Origin of the sequence: Pseudomonas sp. URIL14HWK12:I5, from assembly GCF_900176445.1 — a bacterium.
Lineage (GTDB): Bacteria > Pseudomonadota > Gammaproteobacteria > Pseudomonadales > Pseudomonadaceae > Aquipseudomonas > Aquipseudomonas monteilii.
This window is the reverse complement of sequence record NZ_FWXQ01000012.1, coordinates 30,990-56,155: the sequence shown is the minus strand read 5'-3', so window position 1 is coordinate 56,155 and position 25,166 is coordinate 30,990. Positions and strand designations below refer to the sequence as shown.

General features: G+C 62.0%; 22 protein-coding genes and 4 tRNA genes. 7 read left to right on the top strand and 19 right to left on the bottom strand.

Annotated features, from left to right (window positions below):
- Nucleotides 1-8 precede the first annotated feature (8 nt).
- Both B9A31_RS24125 and B9A31_RS24120 read left to right on the top strand, forming a co-directional pair.
- Nucleotides 9-692, top strand: coding sequence for an ABC transporter ATP-binding protein (locus B9A31_RS24125; protein WP_027609730.1), 684 nt, complete (start codon nucleotides 9-11; stop codon nucleotides 690-692).
- Nucleotides 692-3,199: an ABC transporter permease gene (locus tag B9A31_RS24120; protein WP_027609731.1), complete on the top strand. Its 2,508-nt coding sequence runs from the start codon at nucleotides 692-694 to the stop codon at nucleotides 3,197-3,199. Before B9A31_RS24125 ends, B9A31_RS24120 begins: the two co-directional genes overlap by 1 nt.
- Nucleotides 3,200-3,263: 64 nt before the next feature.
- Here the strand turns inward: B9A31_RS24120 and greB are convergent, their stop codons facing one another.
- The 4 genes from greB to B9A31_RS24100 form a co-directional block, all read right to left on the bottom strand.
- Nucleotides 3,264-3,737, bottom strand: a complete 474-nt coding sequence (gene greB / locus B9A31_RS24115) for a transcription elongation factor GreB (protein WP_019097174.1) — start codon at nucleotides 3,735-3,737, stop codon at nucleotides 3,264-3,266.
- 11 nt (nucleotides 3,738-3,748) lie between these two features.
- A complete protein-coding gene (locus tag B9A31_RS24110) occupies nucleotides 3,749-4,057 on the bottom strand; it encodes a hypothetical protein (protein ID WP_019097175.1) in 309 nt (102 codons plus the stop codon).
- A 223-nt stretch (nucleotides 4,058-4,280) separates the two neighbouring features.
- Nucleotides 4,281-4,718, bottom strand: coding sequence for a DoxX family protein (locus B9A31_RS24105; RefSeq protein ID WP_019097176.1), 438 nt, complete (start codon nucleotides 4,716-4,718; stop codon nucleotides 4,281-4,283).
- Nucleotides 4,719-4,831: 113 nt separating this feature from the next.
- Nucleotides 4,832-6,250: an MltF family protein gene (locus tag B9A31_RS24100; protein WP_019097177.1), complete on the bottom strand. Its 1,419-nt coding sequence runs from the start codon at nucleotides 6,248-6,250 to the stop codon at nucleotides 4,832-4,834.
- 156 nt (nucleotides 6,251-6,406) lie between these two features.
- Here B9A31_RS24100 and B9A31_RS24095 point away from each other — a divergent pair, with 156 nt between their 5' ends.
- The 3 genes from B9A31_RS24095 (at nucleotide 6,407) to B9A31_RS24085 (ending at nucleotide 9,236) form a co-directional block, all read left to right on the top strand.
- On the top strand, nucleotides 6,407-7,204 hold the full coding sequence (locus B9A31_RS24095; protein WP_019097178.1) for a TatD family hydrolase: 798 nt from the start codon (nucleotides 6,407-6,409) through the stop codon (nucleotides 7,202-7,204).
- Nucleotides 7,205-7,313: 109 nt separating this feature from the next.
- The gene (locus tag B9A31_RS24090) at nucleotides 7,314-8,792 is read left to right on the top strand and encodes a methyl-accepting chemotaxis protein (RefSeq protein WP_019097179.1); all 1,479 of its coding nucleotides are present in this window, start codon (nucleotides 7,314-7,316) and stop codon (nucleotides 8,790-8,792) included.
- 75 nt (nucleotides 8,793-8,867) lie between these two features.
- On the top strand, nucleotides 8,868-9,236 hold the full coding sequence (locus tag B9A31_RS24085; protein WP_016714764.1) for an Mpo1-like protein: 369 nt from the start codon (nucleotides 8,868-8,870) through the stop codon (nucleotides 9,234-9,236).
- A 32-nt stretch (nucleotides 9,237-9,268) separates the two neighbouring features.
- On the opposite strand, the gene B9A31_RS24080 is transcribed toward B9A31_RS24085, so the two are convergent.
- From B9A31_RS24080 to B9A31_RS24070, 3 genes are all read right to left on the bottom strand, one after another.
- Nucleotides 9,269-10,066, bottom strand: a complete 798-nt coding sequence (locus tag B9A31_RS24080; RefSeq protein ID WP_025754400.1) for an acyl-CoA thioesterase — start codon at nucleotides 10,064-10,066, stop codon at nucleotides 9,269-9,271.
- A gap of 86 nt (nucleotides 10,067-10,152) precedes the next feature.
- The gene (locus tag B9A31_RS24075; RefSeq protein WP_027609733.1) at nucleotides 10,153-10,920 is read right to left on the bottom strand and encodes a CHAD domain-containing protein; all 768 of its coding nucleotides are present in this window, start codon (nucleotides 10,918-10,920) and stop codon (nucleotides 10,153-10,155) included.
- Between the two features lie 14 nt (nucleotides 10,921-10,934).
- Nucleotides 10,935-11,213, bottom strand: a complete 279-nt coding sequence (locus tag B9A31_RS24070; RefSeq protein WP_003250254.1) for a lipoprotein — start codon at nucleotides 11,211-11,213, stop codon at nucleotides 10,935-10,937.
- 180 nt (nucleotides 11,214-11,393) lie between these two features.
- Here B9A31_RS24070 and B9A31_RS24065 point away from each other — a divergent pair, with 180 nt between their 5' ends.
- The gene (locus B9A31_RS24065) at nucleotides 11,394-12,434 is read left to right on the top strand and encodes a patatin-like phospholipase family protein (protein ID WP_026020349.1); all 1,041 of its coding nucleotides are present in this window, start codon (nucleotides 11,394-11,396) and stop codon (nucleotides 12,432-12,434) included.
- Between the two features lie 55 nt (nucleotides 12,435-12,489).
- Here B9A31_RS24065 and B9A31_RS24060 read toward each other — a convergent pair whose 3' ends face one another.
- The 11 genes from B9A31_RS24060 to B9A31_RS24010 all read right to left on the bottom strand — a co-directional run bounded on the left by B9A31_RS24060 (nucleotide 12,490) and on the right by B9A31_RS24010 (nucleotide 22,208).
- On the bottom strand, nucleotides 12,490-14,361 hold the full coding sequence (locus B9A31_RS24060) for a SurA N-terminal domain-containing protein (RefSeq protein WP_019097183.1): 1,872 nt from the start codon (nucleotides 14,359-14,361) through the stop codon (nucleotides 12,490-12,492).
- A gap of 181 nt (nucleotides 14,362-14,542) precedes the next feature.
- The gene (gene hupB, locus B9A31_RS24055) at nucleotides 14,543-14,815 is read right to left on the bottom strand and encodes a nucleoid-associated protein HU-beta (protein ID WP_003250246.1); all 273 of its coding nucleotides are present in this window, start codon (nucleotides 14,813-14,815) and stop codon (nucleotides 14,543-14,545) included.
- A 152-nt stretch (nucleotides 14,816-14,967) separates the two neighbouring features.
- A complete protein-coding gene (lon, locus tag B9A31_RS24050; RefSeq protein WP_025754403.1) occupies nucleotides 14,968-17,364 on the bottom strand; it encodes an endopeptidase La in 2,397 nt (798 codons plus the stop codon).
- A 164-nt stretch (nucleotides 17,365-17,528) separates the two neighbouring features.
- Nucleotides 17,529-18,812, bottom strand: coding sequence for an ATP-dependent Clp protease ATP-binding subunit ClpX (clpX, locus tag B9A31_RS24045; RefSeq protein ID WP_003250242.1), 1,284 nt, complete (start codon nucleotides 18,810-18,812; stop codon nucleotides 17,529-17,531).
- Nucleotides 18,813-18,920: 108 nt separating this feature from the next.
- Nucleotides 18,921-19,562 carry an ATP-dependent Clp endopeptidase proteolytic subunit ClpP gene (gene clpP, locus B9A31_RS24040; protein WP_003259400.1) on the bottom strand — a complete coding sequence of 214 codons (642 nt, stop codon included), beginning with the start codon at nucleotides 19,560-19,562 and terminating at the stop codon, nucleotides 18,921-18,923.
- A 91-nt stretch (nucleotides 19,563-19,653) separates the two neighbouring features.
- Entirely contained in the window at nucleotides 19,654-20,967 is a 1,314-nt protein-coding gene (tig, locus tag B9A31_RS24035) for a trigger factor (RefSeq protein WP_019097185.1), read from the bottom strand.
- A 247-nt stretch (nucleotides 20,968-21,214) separates the two neighbouring features.
- Nucleotides 21,215-21,514 (bottom strand): DUF6388 family protein, encoded by a 300-nt coding sequence (locus B9A31_RS24030; protein ID WP_084297465.1) that lies wholly within the window; start codon nucleotides 21,512-21,514, stop codon nucleotides 21,215-21,217.
- Nucleotides 21,515-21,757: 243 nt separating this feature from the next.
- Nucleotides 21,758-21,833, bottom strand: a tRNA-His gene (locus tag B9A31_RS24025).
- A gap of 44 nt (nucleotides 21,834-21,877) precedes the next feature.
- Nucleotides 21,878-21,962 (bottom strand) — tRNA-Leu (locus B9A31_RS24020).
- A 52-nt stretch (nucleotides 21,963-22,014) separates the two neighbouring features.
- Nucleotides 22,015-22,090, bottom strand: a tRNA-His gene (locus tag B9A31_RS24015).
- A gap of 41 nt (nucleotides 22,091-22,131) precedes the next feature.
- Nucleotides 22,132-22,208 (bottom strand) — tRNA-Arg (locus B9A31_RS24010).
- 270 nt (nucleotides 22,209-22,478) lie between these two features.
- Between B9A31_RS24010 and folD the strand changes: the two genes are divergently transcribed.
- Entirely contained in the window at nucleotides 22,479-23,333 is an 855-nt protein-coding gene (folD, locus tag B9A31_RS24005; protein WP_016714772.1) for a bifunctional methylenetetrahydrofolate dehydrogenase/methenyltetrahydrofolate cyclohydrolase FolD, read from the top strand.
- Nucleotides 23,334-23,409: 76 nt separating this feature from the next.
- On the opposite strand, the gene B9A31_RS24000 is transcribed toward folD, so the two are convergent.
- The gene (locus tag B9A31_RS24000; RefSeq protein ID WP_019097187.1) at nucleotides 23,410-25,149 is read right to left on the bottom strand and encodes an ABC transporter substrate-binding protein; all 1,740 of its coding nucleotides are present in this window, start codon (nucleotides 25,147-25,149) and stop codon (nucleotides 23,410-23,412) included.
- Nucleotides 25,150-25,166 lie beyond the last annotated feature (17 nt).

Below are 25,166 nucleotides of genomic sequence, written 5' to 3'. Positions count from 1 at the left end.
GATTCTCCATGGGCCCCAGCATTCTCGTTGCGCAGAACCTTAGCAAAGTGGTCCCCAGCGCGGAAGGTGACCTGACCATCCTTCACGCACTCTCCCTCGACCTGGCCCAAGGCGACAGCCTGGCCATCGTCGGCGCCTCGGGCTCCGGCAAGTCGACCCTGCTCGGTTTGCTTGCCGGCCTCGATCAGCCCAGCGCCGGCAAGGTCATCCTCGCCGGCCATGACCTGGCCCCCCTGGATGAGGACCAGCGCGCCCGGGTGCGCGCCGAACATGTGGGCTTCGTGTTCCAGTCGTTCCAGCTGCTCGACAGCCTCAACGCCCTGGAAAACGTGATGCTGCCATTGGAGCTGGACGGCCGCCGGGATGCCCGCGAACACGCGCGCACACTGCTGGAACGGGTCGGCCTCGGCAAGCGCCTGAGCCACACGCCCCGTCAACTGTCGGGCGGTGAGCAGCAGCGGGTTGCTATCGCCCGCGCCTTCGCTGCACAACCGGCGGTGCTGTTTGCCGACGAGCCCACAGGCAACCTCGACAGCCACACGGGCGAGCGCATCAGCGATTTACTGTTCGAGTTGAACAAGGAGCGCGGTACCACCCTGGTGCTGGTCACCCATGACGAACGCCTGGCCCGGCGCTGCCGCCGCCAGATCCGCCTGGACGCGGGGCGCCTGGTGGCCTCGGTGGAGGCCTGATGACCCACATGCCGTTGTCCCGCCTGTGCGGCCTGGCCCTGCGCCAGCTGCTGCGCGACATTCGCGCCAGCGAAGTACGCGTGTTGTTCTTTGCCCTGCTGGTGGCCGTGGCGGCCAGCACCGCCATCGGCTATTTCGGCGCCCGCCTCAACGGCGCCATGCAGCTGCGGGCCAGTGAATTCCTGGGCGCCGACCTGGTGCTGCAAGGCAGCGCCCCGGCCCGTGCGCAGCAGATCGATAGCGGCACTGCACTTGGCTTGCGCCATGCACAGGTGGTCGAATTCACCAGCGTGGTAAGCGGCGACAATGGCATCCAGCTGTCCAGCGTCAAGGCCGCCGACGGCGCTTATCCGTTGCGCGGGCAGGTACGCAGTGCGCCGGCCCCTTATGCCGAGGAGATGCCTGGCGGTGGCCCGGCACCGGGTGAAGCCTGGGTCGAACCCCGCCTGCTGGCGGCGCTGGGCCTGGCGATTGGCGACAGCATCGACGTGGGCATGAAAACCCTGCGCATGAGCCGCGTGCTGACCTACGAACCCGACCGCGCCAACAACTTCTACAGCCTTACCCCCCGGGTGATGATGAACCTGGCCGACCTCGAGGCCACTGGCGTCATTCAGCCGGGTAGCCGGGTTACCTACCGCGACCTGTGGCGTGGCGATACCGAGGTACTGGCCCAATACCGCCAGGCCGTGGAAAAAGACCTGGCCGCCAACCAGCGCCTGCGCGACACCCGCGATGGCAACCAGCAGATCGGCGGCGCCCTGGGCAAGGCCGAACGCTACCTGAACATGGCCAGCCTGGTGGCGGTGCTGCTGGCAGGCGTGGCCGTGGCCCTGTCGGCCAGCCGCTATGCCGCACGCCGCCTGGACGCCAGCGCCCTGCTGCGCTGCCTGGGCCTGTCGCGCCGCCAGGCACTGGGCCTGTATTGCCTGCAACTGGCCATGCTCGGCCTGGTCGCCGCCCTGGCCGGTGCCCTGCTCGGCTGGCTGGCCCAGCTGGGCCTGTTCCGCCTGCTGCAGGGGCTGTTGCCAAGCGTGGTGCCTGCCGGTGGCATCGTTCCGGCCCTGGCCGGCATCGGGACCGGGCTGGTGGCACTGGCCGGTTTCGCCCTGCCGCCGATCGCTGCACTGGGCCAGGTGCCCCCGCTGCGGGTGCTGCGCCGCGACCTGCTGCCGATACCGCCCAGCAGTTGGCTGGTGTATGGCGCCGCGCTGTTTGCCTTGGGCCTGATCATGTGGCGCCTGAGCCTTGACCTGCTGCTCACCTTCGCCTTGCTCGGTGGCGGCCTGGTCGCCGCATTGTTGCTCGGCGGCCTGCTGTTGCTCGGTTTGCGCAGCCTGCGCCAGTTGCTGGCCGGCGCACCGCTGACCTGGCGCCTGGGGTTGGGCCAGCTGCTACGCCACCCCACGGCCGCCGCCGGCCAGGCCCTGGCCTTCGGCCTGATCCTGCTGGCCATGGCCCTGGTCGCCCTGCTGCGCGCCGAACTGCTCGACACCTGGCAAGCCCAACTGCCCAAGGATGCACCCAACCATTTCGCCCTGAACATCCTACCGGATGACCGCGAACCGTTCGCGCAACGCCTGCACCAGGTCAATGCAGCCTCGGCGCCGCTTTACCCGGTTACGCCCGGGCGCCTGGTGCAAATCAACGAGCAGCCGGTGCAGCAAGTTGTCAGCAAAGACTCGGCGGGTGAACGCGCCGTGCAGCGAGACCTTAGCCTGACCTGGGCCGCCGAACTGCCCGAAGGCAATCAACTCACTGCCGGCAGTTGGTGGCAAGCCTTGCCGGCCGACAGCGAAATACCCGGCGTTTCGGTGGAAGCGGAGCTGGCCACCAGCCTGAAACTGCACATGGGCGACCTGCTGACCTTCGACATCGGCGGCCAGCAGCGCCAGGCCAGGGTCAGCAGCCTGCGCAGCGTGCACTGGGACAGCTTCCAGCCAAACTTCTACATGATCTTCCAGCCCGGCACGCTGCAGGGGTTGCCGACCACTTACCTGACCAGTTTCTACCTGGCACCCGGCCACGACCTGGATGTGGTGGCGCTGTCGCGGGCATTTCCGGCGGTGACCATCCTGCAGGTGGACGCCTTGCTCGACCAGCTGCGCAGCATCCTCGCCCAGGTGACCCTGGCGGTGGAGTATGTGCTGTTGTTCGTGCTGGCGGCCGGGCTGGCGGTGCTGTTCGCCGGCTTGCAGGCAACGCTGGACGAACGCATTCGCCAAGGTGCCTTGCTACGTGCGCTAGGGGCGGCGCGGCCATTGCTGGTGAAGGCGCGGCGTATCGAGTTCGGTTTGCTGGGTGCGGCCAGTGGGCTGTTGGCGGCAGTGGGTTGTGAACTGATTACCCTGGTGCTGTATCGCTATGCCTTCGATTTGCAGTGGAGCCCACACCCGTGGCTGCTGGTGTTGCCACTGGCGGGGGCGCTGCTGGTGGGCGGTGCAGGTGTGCTAGGGACGCGGCGGGCGTTGAATGCCAGCCCTTTGGCGGTGTTGCGGGAAACTTGAGTGTTACATTTGCCGGCCTCTTCGCGGGCTCGCCCGCGAAGAGGCCGGCACAAACAACATCAATCTATTGCCCGTACGAGATGCTGTTCACATACCAGGTCGCTTCACCGGTAGGCGTATGCACCAACACCTCATCGCCCTCCTCCTTTTTGAGCAAGGCACGGGCCATGGGCGAATCGATCGAGATGTAGTCGTTACGCCCGTAGATTTCGTCATAACCGACAATGCGAAACTTCATGGTCTCGCCATCATCATTCTCGATCTCGACCCAGGCGCCGAAAAACACCTTGCCTTCCTGCTGCGGCGAATAAGCCACCACCTTCACATCTTCAAGACGCTTTCGCAGATAACGCACCCTGCGGTCGATTTCGCGCAGCAGCTTCTTGTTGTACTGGTAGTCGGCGTTTTCGCTGCGATCCCCCAGGGATGCCGCCCAGGCAACCTTCTGAGTGATCTCCGGGCGATACACCCGCCACAGGTGGTCCAGCTCTTTCTTCAGCGCGTCGTGGCCTTCCGTGGTAATGATGTTGGTGCTCAACAGCGCACTCCTTAGCGGCGGGTAATCAGGCCTTGGCGCGCGATACGGGTGAGGTGGCCAATAACGTCTGCGGCCTCATCCTGCGCCGGAGCCTGGATGACGGCCAGGTCAAAACGGTCATTGCCGTACTGCGCCAGGTGGCAGCCGGTATCGGCGAACTGAATCAGAAATGCGCGCGCCTGGCCCTTGCGTCGAGACAGGCCTTCGAGGTGACGCAAAAGGGTGGGCTGATGCTGGCCGCCGAGCAGAATGCGCGGTGTGCGGGACGCCTGGTTGGCAGGCAATGGGCTTAAACAGACACTGGTACGTGGGCAACTCATGGAGCTTCTCTCCGCCTCGCGAATCCCGCTGGGCAGCGGTGGGAGGCGTCACCGAACCAGCGCTTTAGCGGTATTTCGGATAACCCGGATGGGGGCTTTCCTGCGCCCCGCAAGTAGCTGTTTAAATCGGCGCAGGCGGTATGCTAGAGCTACAAGCGGCAAGATACAAGCCTCAAACCGAAAGTGATCGGCCTGAGGCTTGGATCTTGCCGCATGGGTGGTATCAGCGGGCGATCAGGCGGTCCAGCGAGAAGCGGCCAGCGCCTTCGATCATGACGGCGACAGTGCCCGCCAGCAGGGCCAGGGCGAACTCATAGCCGTTATTGGACATGAACAGGCCGTTGCCGATATGCACCGAGAAGATCGCCACCACCAGGGTCACGGTCAGCGCCAGCGCCGCCGGGCGGGCCAGCAGGCCGATCACCAGGGCCAGGCCGCCGAAGAATTCTGCGCTGCCGGACAGCAAGGCCATCAGGTATCCCGGCGCCAGGCCGATGCTTTCCATCCACTGGCCGGTACCTTCCAGGCCATAACCGCCAAACAGGCCGAAGAGTTTTTGCGCGCCATGCGCCATGAAGATGATGCCAACCAGGATGCGGATCACGCTGAGGCCAGCGCCGGCGCGGGTGGAGAACAGGGCGTTGAGGGTCGTGTTGTTCATGTCGAAGCGTCCTTGAAGCGGAGAAGTTGTGTTGGGTTGGGCGCCATCATAATCAATTCAATAGATATGAAAATGGCAAAAAATCCAACATAACAATCGATAAAATCGATTTTTCAACGCCTCGCTACGCGCTCCAGGACCGCACGCTCGCGGTTGAACGCCAGGAAGTACTTGTTGACGCTATTGACGAAGTTGACCGGCCCCATGCCCACCTGCTCCATGGCGATGCGCTCGGTCTGGAAGAACCACTGGTTGCCGTTGAGGCCGCGCCGCCGAGCCTCCGCACGCATGGCCTGGACCCGCTCGGGGCCGAGGTTGTAGGCCGCCAGTACAAAGGCCATGCGTTCACGCTCGTTGATCTTGGGGCTGGCAAAGAACTTGCGACGGATCAGCGCCAGGTAACGGGCACTGGCTTGTACATTGCCATCTACCGTGGCGGTGTTGCTCACCCCTACCCGCTGTGCCGCCGAAGGCGTTATCTGCATCAGGCCGTGGGCACCGCCAGTGCCACGCGCGGCCGGGTTGAGGGTGGACTCCTTGAAGGCCAGCGCGGCCAGGTTGAGCCAATCGATCTGCTGCGCCTGGCCATGCTTCTGCAGTACTGCACGCACCGAGGCCAGGCGCTGACGATCCTTGCCGGCCAACGGGTTGTGCACCCGGTACTGGCGGCGGTAGATGCGCTCGAAGGCGGCATCCTGGTTGTCCGGTGCACGGTAGCCCTGCAGGAAACGATCGACCGTGGCCAGCAATTGCGGTGCATCGCGCCCTACATACCAACGCATGGCCTGCGGAGCCCCCAGGTGCACCCGGGTGTCCAGGCGCAGGCGTGGCATCACCCGTGCCCAGCGCCGGGCAATGGGTTGCTCGACCACCGTCAGGTGATAGATGCCCGCCTGCACCATCTCCAGCACATCCTCTACCGCCAGCGTTGAGTCGACCCACTCCACCTTGATCGGGGGCCGTTTGCGCAACGCCAGTTGCTGGTTGACCTGCTGGATCAGCGGCCCGGCGGCACTGGCACTGGTCAAGGCCACGGTGCGCCCGGAAAGCTGTTCGACCTTGCTGAAGCTTCGCTCGCCTTTGCGCCCAACCAGCGTCAGCGGCACCTGGTCGAGAATCGGCGCACTGCTGCTGACACCGCGCACGGTGCCGGGGTCAAGCAGCTCGCCCGGCGCTGCCAGGTCACCCTCGCCGCGGGCCAGTGCGCCTAGCAGTTGTTCCTTGGCCCGTGGGATGAGCTTGAGTTGAATCTCCTGGCCATCGGCGGCACGAGCATTGAGGTAATGCTCCAGGGCGCGCAGGCGGTAGTATTCGATGCCGACCGGCTCACCCTTGACTTCGCCTGAGCTGTTACGGCTTTGATTGACCAGCACCCGCAACACCTGGCTGGAGCGAATCTGTTGCAGGTCGCGCACCTTGGCAGGTGGGATATTCTGCTGCGGCCCCGGCGCGCGCGCATGGGCGGCACCGGACAGGGTCAGCCCAATCGTCAGCCCGAGCGTGAACAGGAAGGTGAGCCAGCATCGCAGCATGCAAAACGTGTCCGTGGTCGGTGGGCGGCATCCATGGTTTGCACCGCCAAGTGAGAAATGACGGCAAAAGACCACGGCAACAGCATGAAGTTCTTGGTTTTTTCAGACAAACGCGGTTTTTGCTATGCTGGCCGCCCCGCGGCACGAGATAGCACCATGCAACTGATCGATATCGGCGTCAACCTGACCAACAGCAGTTTCCACGACCAGCAGGCAGCCATTGTCGAGCGCGCACGTGAAGCCGGTGTAACGCAAATGGTGCTGACAGGCACCAGCCTGGCGGTCAGCGAGCAGGCACTGGAGCTGTGCCAGCAGCTGGATAACAGCGGCGCGCACCTGTTCGCCACGGCAGGCGTACACCCTCACGATGCCAAGGGCTGGGATGCCGGTAGCGAGCGCCGTTTGCGCCAACTGCTGAATGAGCCACGCGTGCGTGCAGTGGGCGAATGCGGTCTGGATTTCAACCGCGACTTCTCCCCTCGCCCGCTGCAGGAAAAAGCCCTGGAAGCCCAGCTGGCCCTGGCTGCGGAACTGCGCCTGCCGGTGTTCCTGCATGAGCGCGACGCCAGCGAGCGTTTGCTGGCGATCCTGAAGGATTACCGCGACCACCTGACCGGCGCGGTGGTGCACTGCTTTACCGGCGAACGCGAGGCACTGTTCGCTTACCTGGACATGGACCTGCACATCGGTATTACCGGCTGGATCTGCGACGAACGCCGTGGCACTCATCTGCACCCGCTGGTAGGCAACATTGCCGAAGGCCGGCTGATGCTGGAAAGCGACGCCCCCTACCTGCTGCCACGCAGCCTGCGTCCCAAGCCGAAGAACGGGCGCAACGAGCCGGCGTTTTTGCCAGAGGTGCTGCGTGAAGTCGCCTTGCACCGGGGCGAATCCGCCGAGCATACGGCTGCTCACACCACCGCAACGGCGCGGGCATTTTTCCAGCTTCCGTGAGCCCTGCGTGCGGGCTGTTGATATGTATCAACATCTTGCTGAGTAGATACAGGCACAATGATGGCACCTTGCCAATATTGTTTCCGCTCAACTCAGAGAAGACCTGCCCATGGGTGCCTGGCTTAGCAATGTTTCCCTGAAGTACAAATTCTGGGCCGTCAACGCGGTGGCCTTTGTCACGACCTTGCTGCTGGTGCTCTACGCCGTGCACCTGGAGCAACGCGCCCGCGCCGAGGCAGCGCAGGCCCAGGCGGCTGCACAAGCCCAGCTGATCGCCGCCTGGCCGGCTGGGCAAGCACTGCCCCGCCTTGCCAATGTCATCAGTTGGCCTGCGGGGCAAACGCCGACGTTCGCCGGTGAGGCGCTCGACCCCCTGCGCAACGCCCAAGGCTGGGTCGAACTGCCAGGCGCCTGGGTCCTCGGAGAAAACCCGCTGCGCGGCGCACAGGTGCTGCGCAACGGTGACCAGCAAGTGGCCGTGGTGGCACAGTCGCCAAGCCTGCGCCAGGTGTTCTTCGACCGCTTCAGTAACTACGCGGTGTGCGTGCTGATCCTGATGCTGGCCATGCTCGGCGCTTCGCAGTTGCTGATCCGCTTCCTGCTCAGCCAGCTCAACACCCTGAAAGACGTGATGCTGCATGTGGAGAAAACCGGTGACCTGGCCGCCCGCGTGCCGCTGGCCTGCGGTGACGAGGTCGGCCAGATGGCCGGGGCCTTCAATGCGATGCAGGCCACCTACCACCGGGTCGTCAGCACTGTTGCCCACACGGCGGCACAACTGGACTCGGGCGCCGCACGCCTGGCCGCCAGCATGAGCGACGTGCGCCACGGCATGCTCGGCCAGCAAAGCGAAACCGACCAGGCCGCCACCGCCATCAACGAAATGTCAGCGACGGTACACCACATCGCCGAGCATGCCGGTGCCACCCGCGACCTGTCGCAAACCGCCGACACGTTGGCCGGCAGTGGCAAAGAGGTGGTCAGCCGGGTACAGGACTCGATTTCCGGGCTTTCCAGCGGCGTGCAGCAAACTGCCGAAATGATTCGCCAACTGGCCGACGACAGCCAGAAGATCAACGGCGTGGTCAGCGTGATCCACAGCATCGCCGAGCAAACCAACCTGCTGGCGCTCAACGCTGCCATCGAAGCAGCCCGTGCTGGCGACCTGGGGCGTGGCTTTGCCGTGGTGGCCGATGAGGTGCGCAACCTGGCCAAGCGCGTGCAAACCTCTACCGACGAAATCACCACCATGGTCTCGGCCCTCCAATCGGGCACCCGCGATGCGGTGGAGTTCATGCAGGAAAGCTCTTACAAAGCCGACGACTGCGTGCGACAAGCCCAGGAGGCCGGCGAAGCGCTGGCCGAGATTACCGGCGCAGTGGCGCAGATGCGCGAAAGCAACACCCAGATCGCCGTGGCCGCCGAGCAACAAAGCCAGGTGGCCGAGGAAATGAACCGCGCCGTGGTGAGCATCCGCGATGTCACCGAGCAGACCGTGCAGCAGACGGTGGGCTCGGCCACCACCAGCAGCGAACTGGCGACCCTTGCCGGCGAACTCAGCAAGGCCATTGGCCAGCTCAAGCTATAGTCACCATAGCCAGCCTCGATTGGCCCCCGTCCGGAGGCCGCACTAAGCTTTGGGCATGACCGTGAGGAAATGCCCATGAGCAAGCGTCTGCCCAACCTGCCCGCCTGGCAGTGGCGTGGCTACCACCACAACCACCGCCACCCAACCAACCTCGTGCTGCACCTGATTGCCGTGCCGCTGTTCATTCTGGGTGCGCTATTGGTTCTGTCCGGCCTGTTCGCCCTGGATCTGGGGCAGATTGCTGTTGGCGTGATCGCCCTGATTGCGGGGCTTGGCTTGCAGCGCCAGGGGCACCGGCTGGAAGCCGAGCAGCCTGAGCCGTTCGCCAATCGTCAGGACGCCGTGCAGCGATTGCTGACCGAGCAGTTCATTACCTTTCCACGCTTTGTGCTGAGCGGGGCGTGGTGGAAGGCCTGGCGGGAGCGGCACAAGCACCGGCATTGATGCCAGGCGCTGTTTTGCGCTCTCAGGATTGATCAGGCAAATACGGTCACGGTCTGCCGGCTCAGGGCCAGCAACTCGCCCTCTGCCGTCCAAAGGGCGGCCGCAGCATGCCCATAGCCATCCCGCGCATGTTCGGTTTCCACGCAATAGCGGCACCAGTCCAAGGTCGACAATTTCGCAATAGGCTGGATGAACTCGATGGTCCAGGTCAGCGTACTGCCTGCAGCCGGTTGTTTGAGAAACGGCATCAGGCTCGGCGGCCAGGCATCGACCAGCGCCAGCAGGTGTGCTTCATTGACCTGTTCTTCTGCCACGTCCCGCAACCGCACCCAACCGCCCATCTTGCGCGACTGATTGCCACTGAACGGCAACCCGCCCACCGCCCAGCGCAATGCGACATGGCGCATGAACTCAGGTGTGACGCCTTTGATATAGGGCAGTTCAGGTGCGGCGTCTTCAAGCGCTTTCATTTCAATGGCCGGTAATGCCGGCACATCGACGACAGATGGCCGCCCCGCGCCGAAATTGCCTTGCACCAAGGTCACCACCTGGCCCTCCTGGACCGCGCGGCCCAGCAAGGTGCTGACAGCCTTGCCTTCGCGCAGCACCTCCACCTCGAAGCGAATGGGCACGTCCGCGGCCGCAGGCGCTACGAAGCTGATGGCCAGCGAGCGTACCGGGCGGCTGTCGGTGAGCTTGAGGTGCATGGCCTCATAGACCATGGCCGCCATCAGCCCGCCAAAGGCAGCGCGGCCTTGGGCCCAGCTGGGCGGGATGCTGACGGCTTCCGGGTTGGCTCGCACAGCGTCGAGCAGTTGATTGAAATTCATGGGCCGGCTCCTGCCTGCAGAAAGGGTCTGCCCATCCTAGCCAGCAAACCCTGGGCGATCAGCCCGCATATCGGTCATTGTTCGGGCTAACGCCGCGCCAGTGCCTGCAACAAGGCATCCAGCGTCACGTCCGACTGGCGCTCGGCTTCGTGTAACTCCTGCTCCCAGTTCGCTTGACAGGGGGCAAGGTCTGCATGGTCGCGCGCCTGCAGCAGCCACTGCAGCCGGTCATGCCAGCCCCCCAGGTCGCTCTGCGCCTTTTTCAGCAAGCGCTGCAGCTTTTTCCCGGCGTGGTCGAGCTGCGGGTAGGCTTCATCGCCATAGCGCGCACGCTTGATCAGCAAGCGCAGCCGGTGACGGTCGTGAGCCGGATCCCGCAAGGCTTTGTGCAATGTACGCCACTGCTTGACCAGGCGCTTGTCGATGCGCTTGCCCAGTGACTGGGTCAGCCCCTCACGGCCGGCTGCCCGCAAAAACAACGGAAACGCGTCGACAATCGCCAGCACACGCGCCAGCTGGGCGCTGGCAGCGACGCTGGCGAAGGTTCTGTCCCGCCCTTCCAGACGCCGCTGCCCGACCGCGACGTGGCCGCGCCCGATCAGTTCGGCGGCCAGCACCTCACGATCGCGCAGCGGCGTGGTCAGGGTACCCAAGGCCTTGGCGGCATCCTCCAGCTGTTCCACGCCTGGCAACCCGCGCAGGGGCCTGAGCAGGCTGCGCAGACGGCGCAAGGTGATACGCAGGTCATGCAGCGCCTCGCTGTCGGTATTGGCAGCCAGGCGCTCGCGGCACGCCAGCAGGCGTACCTGCACGGCCAGCATCTGGGCAACTACATGATCGAGCATGGCAGACATAAGACGCTCCTCGGTCAGCGCCCGGCGCGCGACTCACGAATGTAGAACCGCGCCTTCTCAGCCTTGCGGGTACAGCTTTCGTAGCCTTCGAACTGCTGCTGGGTCTTCGCGCCGGTCAGCAGCGACAAGGCTTTGGAGTAGCTCACGGCACCGGCAAAGCCTTCGGCTTTGGCCAGGTCCAGCTCCTTCCAGGCGGCATCCAGCTGGGTGGCGCAGCTGTCACGGTAGGCCGTCTTGCCCGCGCAGCCTGCCAAGGCCAGGGCAATCAGTGGAAGGCAGATCCAGGCTTTCATCGGTAAGACCTCAATGGTAAAAAAACGGTGGCTGTTCGACGCCCGGGCAACTGAAAAGTGCCCTGCCCAGCCAACTTTGCGTGGCCAGCATTATCACAGTAGCTCAGTGCGATCTACATTGAAGCACAGGCCGCCAAAGGTGCATTGTAGGACCATGGTTGCACGGCCCGAGGAATGTTCATGAGTAAACGCGTGGCACTGGTATTGGGATCGGGCGGCGCCCGGGGATATGCGCACATTGGCGTGATTGAGGAAATCGAGCGCCGGGGCTACGACATCGCCTGCATCGCCGGTTGTTCCATGGGGGCGGTGATTGGCGGCATCTACGCCGCCGGCAAGCTGGAAGACTACCGCAACTGGATCGAGAGCCTCGACTACCTGGATGTACTGCGCCTGGTGGACGTGAGCTTTCGCCTCGGCGCCATTCGTGGCGACAAGGTGTTCGGGCAGATCCGCAAGATCGTCGGCGAGATCAACATCGAACAACTGCGCATCCCCTACACGGCGGTTGCCGCCGACCTCACCAACCAGCAGGAAATCTGGTTTCAGGAGGGTTGCCTGCACCAGGCCATGCGCGCCTCGGCCGCCATCCCCAGCCTGTTCACGCCGGTGATGCAGGGCAATCGCATGCTGGTCGACGGCGGCATCCTCAACCCGCTGCCGATCGTGCCGGTGGTGTCCAGCCACTGCGACCTGATCATCGCGGTCAACCTCAACGCCACCAACCAGAAGCAGTATCAATTGCCGGTGATCGAGCGCCCGGCGGCGTTCAAGATGCGTTTTGACTCCCTGTTGAGCTCATTGGGCTCTCGTTTGCCGTTCCGGCGCAAGCCGGCGGAAGAGCTGATACGCATCGAACAGGAGATCGTTGCCGAAGGGCTGGCGCCGCCGAACCCGTGGCTGGCAGATGCCGCCAACCCGGAAGGCCAGCAACCGGCAGCGGCACCCGAGCACGAGGGGGCGCCCAAGTCGGCGACCGGCTCGTTCATCATTGACAACGTGGGGCCGGCTTCGCTGCTGGACTTGATCAACCAGAGCTTCGAAGTGATGCAGACCTCGCTGGCGCAGTACAAGATCGCCGGCTATCCACCGGATGTACTGATCAACGTGCCCAAGCGGGTGTGCCGGTTTTTCGAGTTTTACAAAGCGCCGGAGCTGATTGCCCTGGGGCGGGAGATTGCGCGGGATACGCTGGATAACTATGAGGGTGTAAAGCGCTAGCGCAGAAATGAAACAGGCCGCACGAGGCGGCCTGTTTCTTCATGCAGCGATCACCTTAGTAACGGGTGATGTCTGCATTGGCTTCCAGCTGTTTGCGGTAAGCCGCAAAGTCCTGCTGGCCAGCGCGCGACGCGAGGTAGCGGCGGATCTGCTGCTTCTCTTCGTCGGTGGCGGTGGCGCCTTCGTTAACACCCTTGAGCTGCAGCACCACCAGGCTACCGTCACGCAGCACTACGCTGCCGTAAACCGGCTTGTCCTTGGCCTGCGGCTTGCCGAGGCGGAACAGTGCCTGCAGTTCGGCCGGGTCAATACCGTCCTCGCCACGGGTAACAGCCTCATAGGCCTTCCAGCCCTGCCCTTCATGCACGCTGCCCGCTGCGATGGAGCCGTCACGCAGGCCGGCAATCAGCTTGTCTGCCTTGGCCTTGAGTTCGGCGGTCGCCTTGTCTTTGGCCAGCTGCTCGCTGATGTTCTTGGCCACGGCCTCCAGCGGCAGTTGCTCCGGCTTGCGGTGCTCCTTGACGCGCAGTACCACGGTGGTTTCCGGGTCGAGCTCGATGGCGGTGCTGTTGGCACCTTCGTCCAGCACTTCCTCGGAGAACGCAGCCTGTACCACGGAACGGTTGGCAGTGATGCCTTCGCCACCCTCGCGGCCGAAGGCTGCGGAGGTGTGCACCTTGAGGTTCAGGTCCTGGGCCGGCTGAGCCAGGTCGGAGGCCTCGTAGGCAGCATCCTGCAGCTGCTTGCTGGCGTCGACGTAACGCTGCTCGACCAACGGGATCTTCAGGTCGCGGGTCAGTTTGTCCTTCAGGCTGGCGAAGCTCGGCACTTCTGGCGCTTGCACGCCCAGCAGCTTGATCAGGTGGTAGCCGAACTCGGTGCGTACCGGGGTCGATACCTGGCCATCCTGCAGCTTGTACAGCGCGTCTTCAAAGGCCGGGTCGTACACGCCCGGGCCGGCGAAGCCGAGGTCACCACCGTTGTTGGCCGAGCCTGGGTCCTGAGAGAACTCCTTGGCCAATGCGGCAAAGTCTTCACCCTTGGCCAGACGCTGCTCAATCTCTTCAGCACGGGCCTTGGCCTGGGCGTCGGTGACTTTATCGTTGACCTCAATGAGGATGTGCGCGGCATGGCGCTGTTCCGCGAGGTTGGCGATTTCTTTCTCGTACTGGGCCTTGAGCTCTTCGTCGGTCACGTTGACCTGGTCGAAGAACGCCGACTTCTTCAGCTCGATGTAGTCGATCACCACCTGGTCAGGCGACATGAACTCCTTGGCGTGCTGGTCGTAGTGCGCCTTGACCTCTTCGTCGCTGACCTTGACCGAGGCCGGGTCGGCCTTGAAGGTCAGGGAAGCGAAGTCGCGGGTCTGCTTCTCCAGGCGGGCGAAAGCATCCACCTGCTGGTCGGTGACGAAGCTGCTGCCGGCCAGGCCGGTGCGCAGCTGGCCAATGAGCATTTCCTCGGCAAGCATGTCACGGAACTGCATGCGGCCGTAGCCCATCTGGCGGATGACCTGGTCGAAGCGGTCAGCACTGAACTTGCCGTCCACCTGGAATTCCGGCGTCTGCAGGATCACCTGATCCAGCGCGGCTTCGGAGAAGGCGAACTTGGCATCTTCGGCGCCTTGCAGCAGCAGCTTGCGGCTGATCAGGCCCTTGAGGGCCTCTTCACGCAACAATTTGTCATCCAGCAGCGCCGGGTCGAAATCCTTGCCCAACTGTTGCATCAGCTGACGGCGCTGCATGTCAGCGGCCTGGCTGAGCTCGTTCTGGCTGATGGTCTGGCCGTTCACCTTGGCGGCGTCCTGGCTATGGGTGGCGGCCTGGAAAATGGCTTCAAAGCCGGTCAACGCCATCAACACGACGATAAGGCCGATGATGGTCTTGGCAATCCAACCTTGTGAATTGTCCCTGATATTTTGCAGCATGCGTCCCCCAGAAACGGCTGTACCACTGCGTCGACAACCGCGGAGCGTGGGTAGAATCCTGATAAAAGAAAGGCGCATCCGAGGATGCGCCTTTGCTTAGCAAACGTGTCAGGCGGGAACGTTTGCGCCCCGCCATCACCGTGCTCGGACCAGGCCAGGCCGGGTCCGGCTGAAAGACGACTTAGTTGACGGCGTCTTTCAGGCCTTTGCCTGCCTTGAAACCTGGAACCTTGGCGGCTTCGATCTTGATCGCCTTGCCGGTTTGCGGGTTACGGCCAGTGCGCTCGGCGCGCTCCTTGACCGAGAAGGTACCGAAGCCAACCAGTACCACATCGTCACCTTGCTTCAGGGCGCCGGTGACGGATTCGATGACTGCGTCCAGCGCACGGCCGGCTACAGCTTTCGGGATGTCAGCAGATGCGGCGATAGCGTCAATCAGTTCCGACTTGTTCACTCTAAGTCCCCTTATTTCTCTATTGAGTTTGTTTCTAAGTATGTAATGAAAAGCTTATGAAACGTGCGCTGGGTGGCCTGATGACAATAGCGTGCCGCTTTATAGCAAGGCCCCGAAAAAACTGTCAAGGAAAGCCCCCCAGCCAAAAACTACTAATGCGTGCTGATTCGTTCCTTAGCATCGCCGTCGCGCTTTTCATCTTTGGCGACAATCTCCGGAGCCACATCTGGCAAGGGCTCCGGGGCGTATTGCAGCGCAATTTGCAGGACTTCGTCAATCCATTTGACCGGTTTGATCTGCAGATCCTGTTTGATATTTTCAGGAATCTCCTTCAAATCGCGAACATTCTCCTCGGGAATGATCACCGTCTTGATCCCGCCACGGTGTGCCGCCAGCAGTTTTTCCTTCAACCCGCCAATGGCCAGCACCTGGCCACGCAGGGTAATTTCGCCGGTCATGGCAACATCGGCGCGCACCGGAATCTGCGTCAGCGCCGACACCAGCGCGGTGCACATGCCGATACCGGCACTTGGGCCATCCTTCGGCGTAGCGCCTTCCGGCATGTGGATATGCACGTCATGCTTCTCGTGGAAGTCGGCGGCAATACCCAGGCTGCGGGCGCGGCTACGCACCACGGTCTGTGCGGCAGTGATCGACTCGACCATCACATCGCCCAACGAGCCGGTCTTGATCAGCTGGCCTTTGCCGGGGATGACCACGGCTTCGATGGTGAGCAGTTCGCCGCCCACCTGGGTCCATGCCAGGCCGGTGACCTGGCCGATCTGGTCCTGTTGCTCGGCCAGGCCGTAGCGGAACTTGCGCACGCCCAGCAGGTGTTCCAACTGCTCGCTGGCCACCTTGACCTTGACCTGCTTCTGTCCGGTATGTTCCTTGACCACCTTGCGGCATACCTTGGCAATTTGCCGCTCCAGGCCCCGCACACCGGCTTCGCGGGTGTAATAGCGGATGATGTCGCGGATCGCCGAAACGTCGACTTCCAGCTCTTCTTTCTTCAAGCCGTTGGCCTTGACCTGCTTGGGCACCAGGTACTTGACCGCGATGTTGATCTTCTCGTCCTCGGTGTAGCCCGGCAGGCGGATGACTTCCATGCGGTCGAGCAGCGCCGGCGGGATGTTCATCGAGTTCGAGGTGCACAGGAACATCACGTCCGAGAGGTCGTAATCAACCTCCAGGTAGTGGTCGTTGAAGTTGTGGTTCTGCTCCGGGTCGAGCACTTCCAGCAGCGCCGAGGCCGGGTCGCCACGCATGTCGCTGCCCATTTTGTCGATTTCGTCGAGCAGGAACAGCGGGTTGCGCACGCCCACCTTGGTCATCTTCTGGATGAGACGGCCTGGCATGGAGCCAATGTAGGTGCGGCGGTGACCACGAATTTCGGCTTCGTCACGCACGCCACCCAAGGCCATGCGCACGAACTTGCGGTTGGTAGCGGCCGCGATCGACTCGGCCAGCGAGGTCTTGCCGACACCGGGAGGGCCGACCAGGCACAGCACCGGGCCACGGATTTTCTTGACGCGCTTTTGCACGGCAAGGTATTCGAGGATGCGTTCCTTGACCTCTTCCAGGCCATAGTGGTCGGCATCGAGAATTTCCTCGGCCTTGGCCAGGTCCAGGCGCACTTTGCTCTGGGCCTTCCACGGTACCTGCACGAGCCAGTCGAGGTACGAGCGCACCACGGTGGCTTCGGCCGACATCGGCGACATCTGCTTGAGCTTGTTCAGCTCGGCCTGGGCCTTGGTGAGGGCATCCTTGGGCAGGCCAGCGGCTTCGATGCGCTTTTTCAGCTCTTCGACTTCGTTGTGGCCTTCATCGCCATCGCCGAGTTCTTTCTGAATGGCCTTCATCTGCTCATTCAGGTAGTACTCGCGCTGGCTGCGTTCCATCTGCTTCTTGACCCGGCCGCGAATGCGCTTTTCTACCTGCAGCAGGTCGATTTCGGCATCCAGCAGCGCCAGCACGTGCTCGACACGGGTTGGCAGGTCGACGATTTCGAGAATTTCCTGCTTCTGCTCGATCTTCAGGGCCATGTGGGCGGCCATGGTATCGACCAGACGCCCTGGCTCTTCGATGCTGTTCAGCGAAGACAGCACTTCGGCAGGGACCTTCTTGCCCAGTTGTACGTATTGCTCGAACTGCGACAGCAACGTGCGCACGAACACTTCCGACTCGCGCTCGGCGGCGTCGGTTTCGTCGATCAGGGAGACTTCGGCACGGATGTGCCCTTCTACTTCGGTGAAACGCTCGACAGCGCCACGCTGCTCGCCTTCGACCAGCACCTTGACGGTGCCATCAGGCAGCTTCAGCAGTTGCAGCACGGTGGCAACGGTACCGACGCGGTACAGGGCGTCCTCGCCCGGGTCGTCGTCGGCCGGGTTCTTCTGGGCCAGCAGAAGGATCTGCTTTTCGCCCGTCATCGCGGCCTCGAGGGCCTCGATAGATTTTTCGCGCCCCACGAACAGCGGGATAACCATGTGCGGGTAAACAACGACATCGCGCAATGGCAAAAGAGGCAAGTCGAGGGTGGTCTTCATGATTTCGCCTCTACAGCGGCCTTATGGCCGGAAACCGGTGGAAATGATGCTTGGACCTAATGTGGGGGTACACTTGGGAAATTACAAGCGCTAGCGCAGGAAAAGCAGAAAGGGGCCCGTAGGCCCCCTCCTTGCTTGCAACCGTGAACCGGCCTTTGCCTGAATCAGGCGTCTGGCGCGGCCTTGGCTTGCGGCTCGCTGTTTTCGTAGATCATCAGCGGCTGCGAGGTACCCTCGATGACGCTCTCATCGATCACCACCTTGCTGACATCCTTCTTGGAAGGGATCTCGTACATGGTGTCGAGCAGCACGCCTTCGAGGATCGAACGCAGGCCACGGGCGCCAGTCTTGCGCTCCAGAGCCTTGCGGGCAACGGCCTTGAGTGCATCACTGCGGAACTCGAGGTCGACGCTTTCCATCTCGAACAGCTTGGCATACTGCTTGGTCAGGGCATTCTTCGGCTCGGTGAGAATCTGCATCAGCGCAGCCTCGTCCAGCTCGTCGAGGGTCGCCAGCACCGGCAGACGGCCAACGAATTCCGGAATCAGGCCAAACTTGACCAGATCGTCCGGCTCGACCTCACGCAGGGACTCACCAACCTTCTTGCCCTCTTCCTTGCTGCGCACTTCGGCGCCAAAACCGATACCACCTTTGGTGGAGCGGTTCTGGATAACCTTTTCCAGGCCCGAGAACGCACCACCACAGATGAACAGGATGTTGCGGGTATCAACCTGCAGGAATTCCTGTTGCGGGTGTTTACGGCCACCTTGCGGCGGAACCGAAGCCACGGTGCCTTCGATCAGTTTCAACAACGCCTGCTGCACGCCCTCGCCCGAAACGTCACGGGTGATGGACGGGTTGTCCGACTTGCGCGAGATCTTGTCGATCTCGTCGATGTAGACAATGCCCATCTGGGCCTTTTCCACGTCGTAGTCGCACTTCTGCAACAGCTTCTGGATGATGTTCTCGACGTCCTCACCCACATAACCGGCTTCGGTCAGGGTGGTGGCGTCGGCAATGGTGAACGGTACGTTCAACAGGCGTGCCAGGGTTTCGGCGAGCAGGGTCTTGCCCGAGCCGGTCGGCCCGATGAGCAGGATGTTGCTCTTGCCCAGTTCGACTTCGTCACCCTTCTTGTCACGCTGGTTCAGGCGCTTGTAGTGGTTGTACACCGCTACGGCCAGCACCTTCTTCGCGCGCTCCTGACCAATGACGTACTGGTCCAGGATGCCGCTGATTTCTTTCGGCGAAGGTAATTTGTGCGCGCTGCTCTCGGCCTGGGCTTCCTGCACCTCCTCACGGATGATGTCATTGCACAGGTCGACGCACTCGTCGCAGATAAATACCGAGGGCCCGGCAATCAGTTTGCGCACTTCGTGCTGGCTTTTGCCGCAGAAGGAGCAATAAAGCAATTTGCCGCTGTCCTCGCCGTTACGGGTGTCAGTCATTCGATCGATCCAATCCGGTAGGCTTGCAACACAAGATGAAGGCAATTGCGGGCTTTTTCAAGTCCGCAGGTAGGCGCTTTGCGCACCTACCTGCTCTGGCACCCCGGTTCAGGAGGCCAGTTGCCGCTTGTCGTAGACCGAGTCGATCAGGCCGTACTCGGCCGCGCGCGAGGCGCTCATGAAGTTGTCACGTTCGGTGTCGCGCTTGATGGTCTCGAGGTCCTGGCCGGTGTGGTAGGCCAGCAGCTCGTTCAGACGGGCCTTGATATTGAGAATTTCCTGGGCATGGATCTCGATATCGGTCGCCTGCCCCTGGAAGCCGCCCAACGGCTGGTGGATCATCACGCGCGAGTTCGGCAGGCAGTGACGCTTGCCCTTGGCACCGGCAGCCAGCAGGAAGGCGCCCATGCTGCAGGCCTGGCCGATGCAGATGGTCGAAACGTCCGGCTTGATGAACTGCATGGTGTCGTAAATCGACATGCCGGCGGTGACGGAGCCACCCGGCGAGTTGATGTACAGATGGATATCCTTGTCCGGGTTTTCCGCTTCAAGGAACAGCAGTTGCGCAACGACGAGGTTGGCCATGTAGTCCTCTACCGGGCCGACCAGGAAAATTACACGCTCCTTCAACAGGCGCGAGTAGATGTCGTAAGCGCGTTCGCCACGGGCGGACTGCTCGATAACCATCGGGACCAGGCCGCCTGCGGCCTGGATGTCAGAGCTCTGCTGAATATAAGAATTGCGGGACATGTCCTGCGCTCACTCCCAAATAGTCATGGCTTGAATACGCACAAGCCAGCTCGAAGGCTGGCTTGTGGGGGTTTCCTACGAGAGAACCGTATTACTCAGCTTCGGCAGGAGCCTGTGCTGGTTTAACGGCATCTTCGTACGAGACCGACTTGTCGGTCACAGTCGCTTTCTGCAGAACAGTATCTACAACTTGTTCTTCCAGCACAACCGAACGCACTTCGTTCAGTTGCTGGTCGTTCTTGTAGTACCAGGCGATGACCTGCTCAGGCTCCTGGTAAGCCGAAGCCATTTCTTCGATCATTTCGCGAACCTTGGCGTCGTCCGGCTTCAGTTCGAACTGCTTGACCACTTCAGCAACGATCAGGCCCAGCACAACGCGGCGCTTGGCTTGCTCTTCGAACAGCTCGGCTGGCAGTTGCTCTGGCTTGATGTTGCCACCGAACTGCTGAACAGCCTGCACGCGCAGACGGTTGACTTCGTTTTCCAGCAGGGCTTTGGGCACTTCGATCGGGTTGGCGGCCAGCAGACCGTCCATGACCTGGTTCTTGACCTTGGTCTTGATCGCCTGACGCAGTTCACGCTCCATGTTCTTGCGAACTTCGGTGCGGAAGCCTTCCAGGGTCGATTCCTTGATGCCGAACTGGGCGAAGAATTCTTCGTTCAGCTCTGGCAGCACAGGGGCGGCAACGCTGTTGACGGTGATGGTGAACTCAGCGGCTTTGCCAGCCAGGTCCAGGTTCTGGTAGTCCTCTGGGAAGGTCACGTTGACAACGCGCTCTTCGCCAGCCTTGGCGCCAACCAGGCCGTCTTCGAAGCCTGGGATCATGCGGCCGGAGCCCAGTACCAGCTGGGTGCCCTTGGCCGAACCACCGGCGAACACTTCACCGTCGACCTTGCCGACGAAGTCGATGTTGACCTGGTCATCGTTCTGCGCGGCGCGCTCGACGGCTTCAAAGCGGGTGTTCTGCTTGCGCAGCACTTCCAGCATGTTGTCCAGGTCGGCGTCAGCCACTTCGGCGCTCAGGCGCTCGACGTTGATCGACTCCAGGCCGGCAACGGTGAACTCAGGGAACACTTCGAAGGTGGCGACGAATTCCAGGTCCTTGCCCTTTTCGAAGGACTTGGGCTCTACTGCCGGAGCGCCAGCCGGGTTCAGCTTCTGCTCGACGATGGCTTCGTAGAAGGAAGCCTGGACCAGGTCACCGAAAGCCTCTTGGCGGGCATCGGCCTCGAAGCGCTGACGGATCACGCTCATTGGCACCTTGCCTGGGCGGAAGCCGGCAACCTTGGCGCGCTTGGCAGTCTGTTGCAGACGCTTGTTGACTTCGTTCTCGACGCGCTCGGCCGGAACGGCGATGGTCATGCGGCGCTCGAGAGCGGAAGTGTTTTCAACAGAAACTTGCATGGATATTCCTCGTTGCACAGACGTTAGCCGGCGTTAGCCCGACTCCAGAATCAAGGGCAAGTATTCTAGTGAGTCGCGCAGCAGAAGTCACCCCACTCGGGACGACGGGAAACCACGCCGGTCGATTAACTTTCAAGGCCCGCACGGCGCACCGCCAGACCTGTTTCAATAAGGGCCGCACGACACCTGGGGCGCCCTACAGCCGAAATACCTTGTCAAACAACTGCCAACAACGATTTCGCTTCCTTTATTCAGGGTCGATTTCGTTGAACTGGCAGTACTCTTCCCATTGCATCCCCAGCGCCTCGGCGACCTCGCGGTGCGTCTCCAGGCGCATGGCCTGCAGTTGCTCCGGAGTTTCGGCGATCAGTTGCAGGGCCAGCTCCCAAGGCTGGATACCCTGCTCCTCGGCCGCATCCTCGAATGCCCATTCGATCTGCTGGGCCTGCTCGCGCGGATCCAGCTCGCGGACCTCTTCGAGCAGCTGCGGACTGGCCTCGGCAAAGCGCTGTAGCGCCAGGGCCTGACGGGCTTCTTTTGCGATCATCGGGTTGTTCCTCTGCCGGCCAACTGGGCCGTTGTTTCAACCGGCTGAAATCTAACAGCTTTTATTGGGGTGTCACCAGAGGATTGCAAGGGGGAATTGCGTCGCGGTCGCTAGTTTCTGGCGTGAGGTTTGTGGCGCTCGATCTCACAGGCGCCAGAACACTCAAGACATGCACACCGCAGCCACACAACCCCAAAACAAAAAGGCGCCCGATCTCACGATCAAGGCGCCTTTTCAAGAATATGGGGTGGACGATGGGAATCGAACCCACGACAACTGGAATCACAATCCAGCGCTCTACCAACTGAGCTACGCCCACCATATTGCAGTCTTGCGATGTTGCGGTACTACCTTACAGAAGCATGGTGCGGACGAAGAGACTCGAACTCTTACAGCTTGCGCCGCTGGAACCTAAATCCAGTGTGTCTACCAATTTCACCACGTCCGCGTAACGCTTAAAACAAAGGCGCCAGATGCTATCGAGGCGCCCTTGAAAAATATGGGGTGGACGATGGGAATCGAACCCACGACAACTGGAATCACAATCCAGCGCTCTACCAACTGAGCTACGCCCACCATATTGCATTACCGCCTACTTGCGTGCCAAAGCTGCCTAATGGCGCACCCGGCAGGACTCGAACCTGCGACCATCCGCTTAGAAGGCGGATGCTCTATCCAGCTGAGCTACGGGCGCTTAAGCTTGAAGCCTAACCGAACGAGACCTTAACAGATAACTGCTAAACCACTCATTCTGCCCGACTTAGCCAACCAGTGCTAGGCTGTGCCCGACAAGTGCGGCGAATCTTATAGTCGACCCTGTACCTCGTCAACACCTTTTTAAAAAAAATTTAAATTATTTAAGGGGTTAGGGGATTTGCCCGACCACCCGCCTTTGCCCGTGGGCCGTGTCGTGCGAGAATGCGCGCTCTTTATTGTTTCCTTCTCGATGGTTAATCACGCGTCTATGACTGCACACCTAATCGATGGCAAGGCGATCGCCGCCAACCTGCGCAAGCAGATCGCTCAACGTGTCGTGGAGCGTCGCCAGCAAGGCCTGCGTACGCCGGGCCTGGCAGTGATCCTGGTCGGCACCGACCCCGCCTCCCAAGTCTATGTCTCGCACAAGCGCAAGGACTGCGAAGAGGTCGGCTTCATTTCGCAGGCATTCGACCTGCCCAGCGAGACCTCGCAGCAGGCCCTGACCGAGCTGATCGACCGCCTCAATGACGACCCGGCTGTCGACGGCATCCTGCTGCAGTTGCCGCTGCCGGCGCACCTGGACGCCTCGCTGCTGCTCGAGCGCATTCGCCCGGACAAGGATGTGGACGGTTTCCACCCGTATAACATCGGCCGCCTGGCCCAGCGCATCCCGCTGCTGCGCCCGTGCACGCCGAAAGGCATCATGGCCCTGCTGGAAAGCACAGGCCAGGACCTGTACGGCATGGATGCGGTGATCGTTGGTGCTTCCAACATCGTGGGTCGCCCGATGGCCATGGAACTGCTGCTGGCCGGCTGCACCGTCACCGTCTGCCACCGCTTCACCAAAGACCTGGCTGGCCATGTCGGGCGCGCCGACCTGGTGGTCGTGGCCGCCGGCAAGCCGGGCCTGGTCAAGGGTGAGTGGGTCAAGGAAGGCGCTATTGTCATCGACGTGGGCATCAACCGCCAGGAAGACGGCAAGCTGGTCGGCGACGTGGTCTACGAGACCGCCCTGCCGCGCGCTGGCTGGATCACGCCGGTGCCGGGTGGCGTCGGGCCGATGACCCGTGCCTGCCTGCTGGAAAACACGCTGTATGCGGCAGAAGAGCTGCACAAGTAACACGGCGCAAAATGAAAACGGCACCTCTGGCAGGTGCCGTTTTTTTTGCCTGTGGTTAATCACTGAGCTTAGGCGATCACTTCCTGGCCGCTTCCCACGATTTAAGCAGCTCGTTGTAGCTGACCGTCTCGCCCTTGGGTTTTTCGTTGGCCAGCTTGGGTTTCGGAGCACCCGGCTGGTCGAACCAGTACTGGGCATCCTTCTCCGGGTTCAGCTTGGGCGCACAGGTGGCCTGGGCATTGGACCGTTGCAAGCGTTCCATCATGCGGTCCTGATCCCGCGCCAGGCCATCCAGCGCTTCCTGCGGGGTCTTCTCGCCGCTGGCCACCTCGGCGATATGGCTCCACCACAACTGCGCCAACCGTGGATAATCCGGTACGTTGGTACCGGTGGGTGTCCACTGCACCCGTGCCGGGCTGCGGTAGAACTCCACCAGCCCACCCAGCTTGGGTGCCAGGTCGGTCATGGCCTGGGAGTTGATGTCCGACTCGCGAATCGGCGTCAGGCCGACGATGGTCTTCTTCAGCGAGACGGTCTTGGAGGTGACGAACTGGGCATACAACCACGCTGCCAGGCGTTGCTTCTCGGGGGTGGACTTGAAGAACGTCCACGATCCCGTGTCCTGATAGCCCAGCTTCATTCCCTCCTCCCAATAAGGTCCCTTCGGCGAGGGCGCCATGCGCCACTTCGGCGTGCCATCGGCATTCACCACCGGCAATCCGGGCTTGGTCATGTCGGCGGTAAACGCGGTGTACCAGAAGATCTGCTGGGCGATGTTGCCCTGCGCCGGCACCGGCCCCGCCTCGGAGAAGGTCATGCCCTGCGCTTCCTTGGGCGCATAGGCACGCATCCAGTCCACGTACTTCTGGGTGGCATATACAGCGGCCGGGCCGTTGGTGTCGCCGCCACGGGTCACACTGGAGCCCACCGGGTGGCAGTCCTCCACGCGTATGCCCCATTCATCCACCGGCAGGCCGTTGGGCAGCCCTTTGTCGCCACCGCCGGCCATGGAGAACCAGGCATCCGTGAAGCGCCAGCCCAGCGACGGGTCTTTCTTGCCGTAATCCATATGGCCATAGACGCGCTTGCCGTCGATTTCCTTGACGTCTTCGGTAAAGAACTTGGCAATGTCTTCATAGGCCGACCAGTTCACCGGCACACCCAGCTCGTAGCCGTACTTTTCCTTGAACCTGGCCTTCAGGTCAGGGCGCTCGAACCAGTCGGCGCGGAACCAGTACAGGTTGGCGAACTGCTGGTCGGGCAGCTGGTAGACCTTGCCGTCTGGCGCAGTGGTGAAGGAAATGCCGATGAAGTCCTTGAGGTCCAGGGTCGGCGAGGTGTAGTCCTTGCCTTCGTTGGCCATCAGGTCGGTGATCGATTCCACCTTGCCGTAGCGAAAGTGCGTACCGATCAGGTCGGAGTCGTTGACCCAACCGTCGTAGATGTTCTTGTCCGACTGCATCTGTGTCTGCAGTTTCTCCACCACGTCGCCTTCCTGGAGCAGGTCGTGGGTCAGCTGGATGCCGGTGATTTCGCTGAAGGCCTTGGCCAGCACCTTGGATTCGTATTCATGGGTGGTGATGGTTTCCGACACCACGTTGATCTTCATGCCACGGAACGGCTCGGCGGCCTTGATGAACCACTTCATCTCGGCCATCTGCTGTTCCGGGGTTAGCGTCGATGGCTTGAACTCGCTGCCAAGCCATTTCTTCGCTGCGTCCTCGTATTGGTCGGCCCAGGCTGTGCCATGCACGCTGGCCAGCACCAGCAACGCGGCCAGGGTCAAATGTCGCGTTTTATGCTTGTTATCGAACATTGTGATCTCCCGTTTCT

Bases quoted from the DNA above. Each gene is read 5' to 3' on its own strand.
- B9A31_RS24030 (WP_084297465.1), bottom strand. From the start codon at position 21,514: ATGATCGCAAAAGAAGCCCGTCAGGCCCTGGCGCTACAGCGCTTTGCC.
- B9A31_RS24095 (WP_019097178.1), top strand. From the start codon at position 6,407: ATGCAACTGATCGATATCGGCGTCAACCTGACCAACAGCAGTTTCCAC.
- B9A31_RS24070 (WP_003250254.1), bottom strand. From the start codon at position 11,213: ATGAAAGCCTGGATCTGCCTTCCACTGATTGCCCTGGCCTTGGCAGGC.
- B9A31_RS24065 (WP_026020349.1), top strand. From the start codon at position 11,394: ATGAGTAAACGCGTGGCACTGGTATTGGGATCGGGCGGCGCCCGGGGA.
- tig (WP_019097185.1), bottom strand. From the start codon at position 20,967: ATGCAAGTTTCTGTTGAAAACACTTCCGCTCTCGAGCGCCGCATGACC.
- B9A31_RS24060 (WP_019097183.1), bottom strand. From the start codon at position 14,361: ATGCTGCAAAATATCAGGGACAATTCACAAGGTTGGATTGCCAAGACC.
- B9A31_RS24110 (WP_019097175.1), bottom strand. From the start codon at position 4,057: ATGAGTTGCCCACGTACCAGTGTCTGTTTAAGCCCATTGCCTGCCAAC.
- B9A31_RS24075 (WP_027609733.1), bottom strand. From the start codon at position 10,920: ATGTCTGCCATGCTCGATCATGTAGTTGCCCAGATGCTGGCCGTGCAG.
- B9A31_RS24085 (WP_016714764.1), top strand. From the start codon at position 8,868: ATGAGCAAGCGTCTGCCCAACCTGCCCGCCTGGCAGTGGCGTGGCTAC.
- clpX (WP_003250242.1), bottom strand. From the start codon at position 18,812: ATGACTGACACCCGTAACGGCGAGGACAGCGGCAAATTGCTTTATTGC.
- B9A31_RS24090 (WP_019097179.1), top strand. From the start codon at position 7,314: ATGGGTGCCTGGCTTAGCAATGTTTCCCTGAAGTACAAATTCTGGGCC.
- B9A31_RS24125 (WP_027609730.1), top strand. From the start codon at position 9: ATGGGCCCCAGCATTCTCGTTGCGCAGAACCTTAGCAAAGTGGTCCCC.
- folD (WP_016714772.1), top strand. From the start codon at position 22,479: ATGACTGCACACCTAATCGATGGCAAGGCGATCGCCGCCAACCTGCGC.
- B9A31_RS24080 (WP_025754400.1), bottom strand. From the start codon at position 10,066: ATGAATTTCAATCAACTGCTCGACGCTGTGCGAGCCAACCCGGAAGCC.
- B9A31_RS24000 (WP_019097187.1), bottom strand. From the start codon at position 25,149: ATGTTCGATAACAAGCATAAAACGCGACATTTGACCCTGGCCGCGTTG.
- B9A31_RS24120 (WP_027609731.1), top strand. From the start codon at position 692: ATGACCCACATGCCGTTGTCCCGCCTGTGCGGCCTGGCCCTGCGCCAG.
- lon (WP_025754403.1), bottom strand. From the start codon at position 17,364: ATGAAGACCACCCTCGACTTGCCTCTTTTGCCATTGCGCGATGTCGTT.
- clpP (WP_003259400.1), bottom strand. From the start codon at position 19,562: ATGTCCCGCAATTCTTATATTCAGCAGAGCTCTGACATCCAGGCCGCA.
- B9A31_RS24105 (WP_019097176.1), bottom strand. From the start codon at position 4,718: ATGAACAACACGACCCTCAACGCCCTGTTCTCCACCCGCGCCGGCGCT.
- B9A31_RS24100 (WP_019097177.1), bottom strand. From the start codon at position 6,250: ATGCTGCGATGCTGGCTCACCTTCCTGTTCACGCTCGGGCTGACGATT.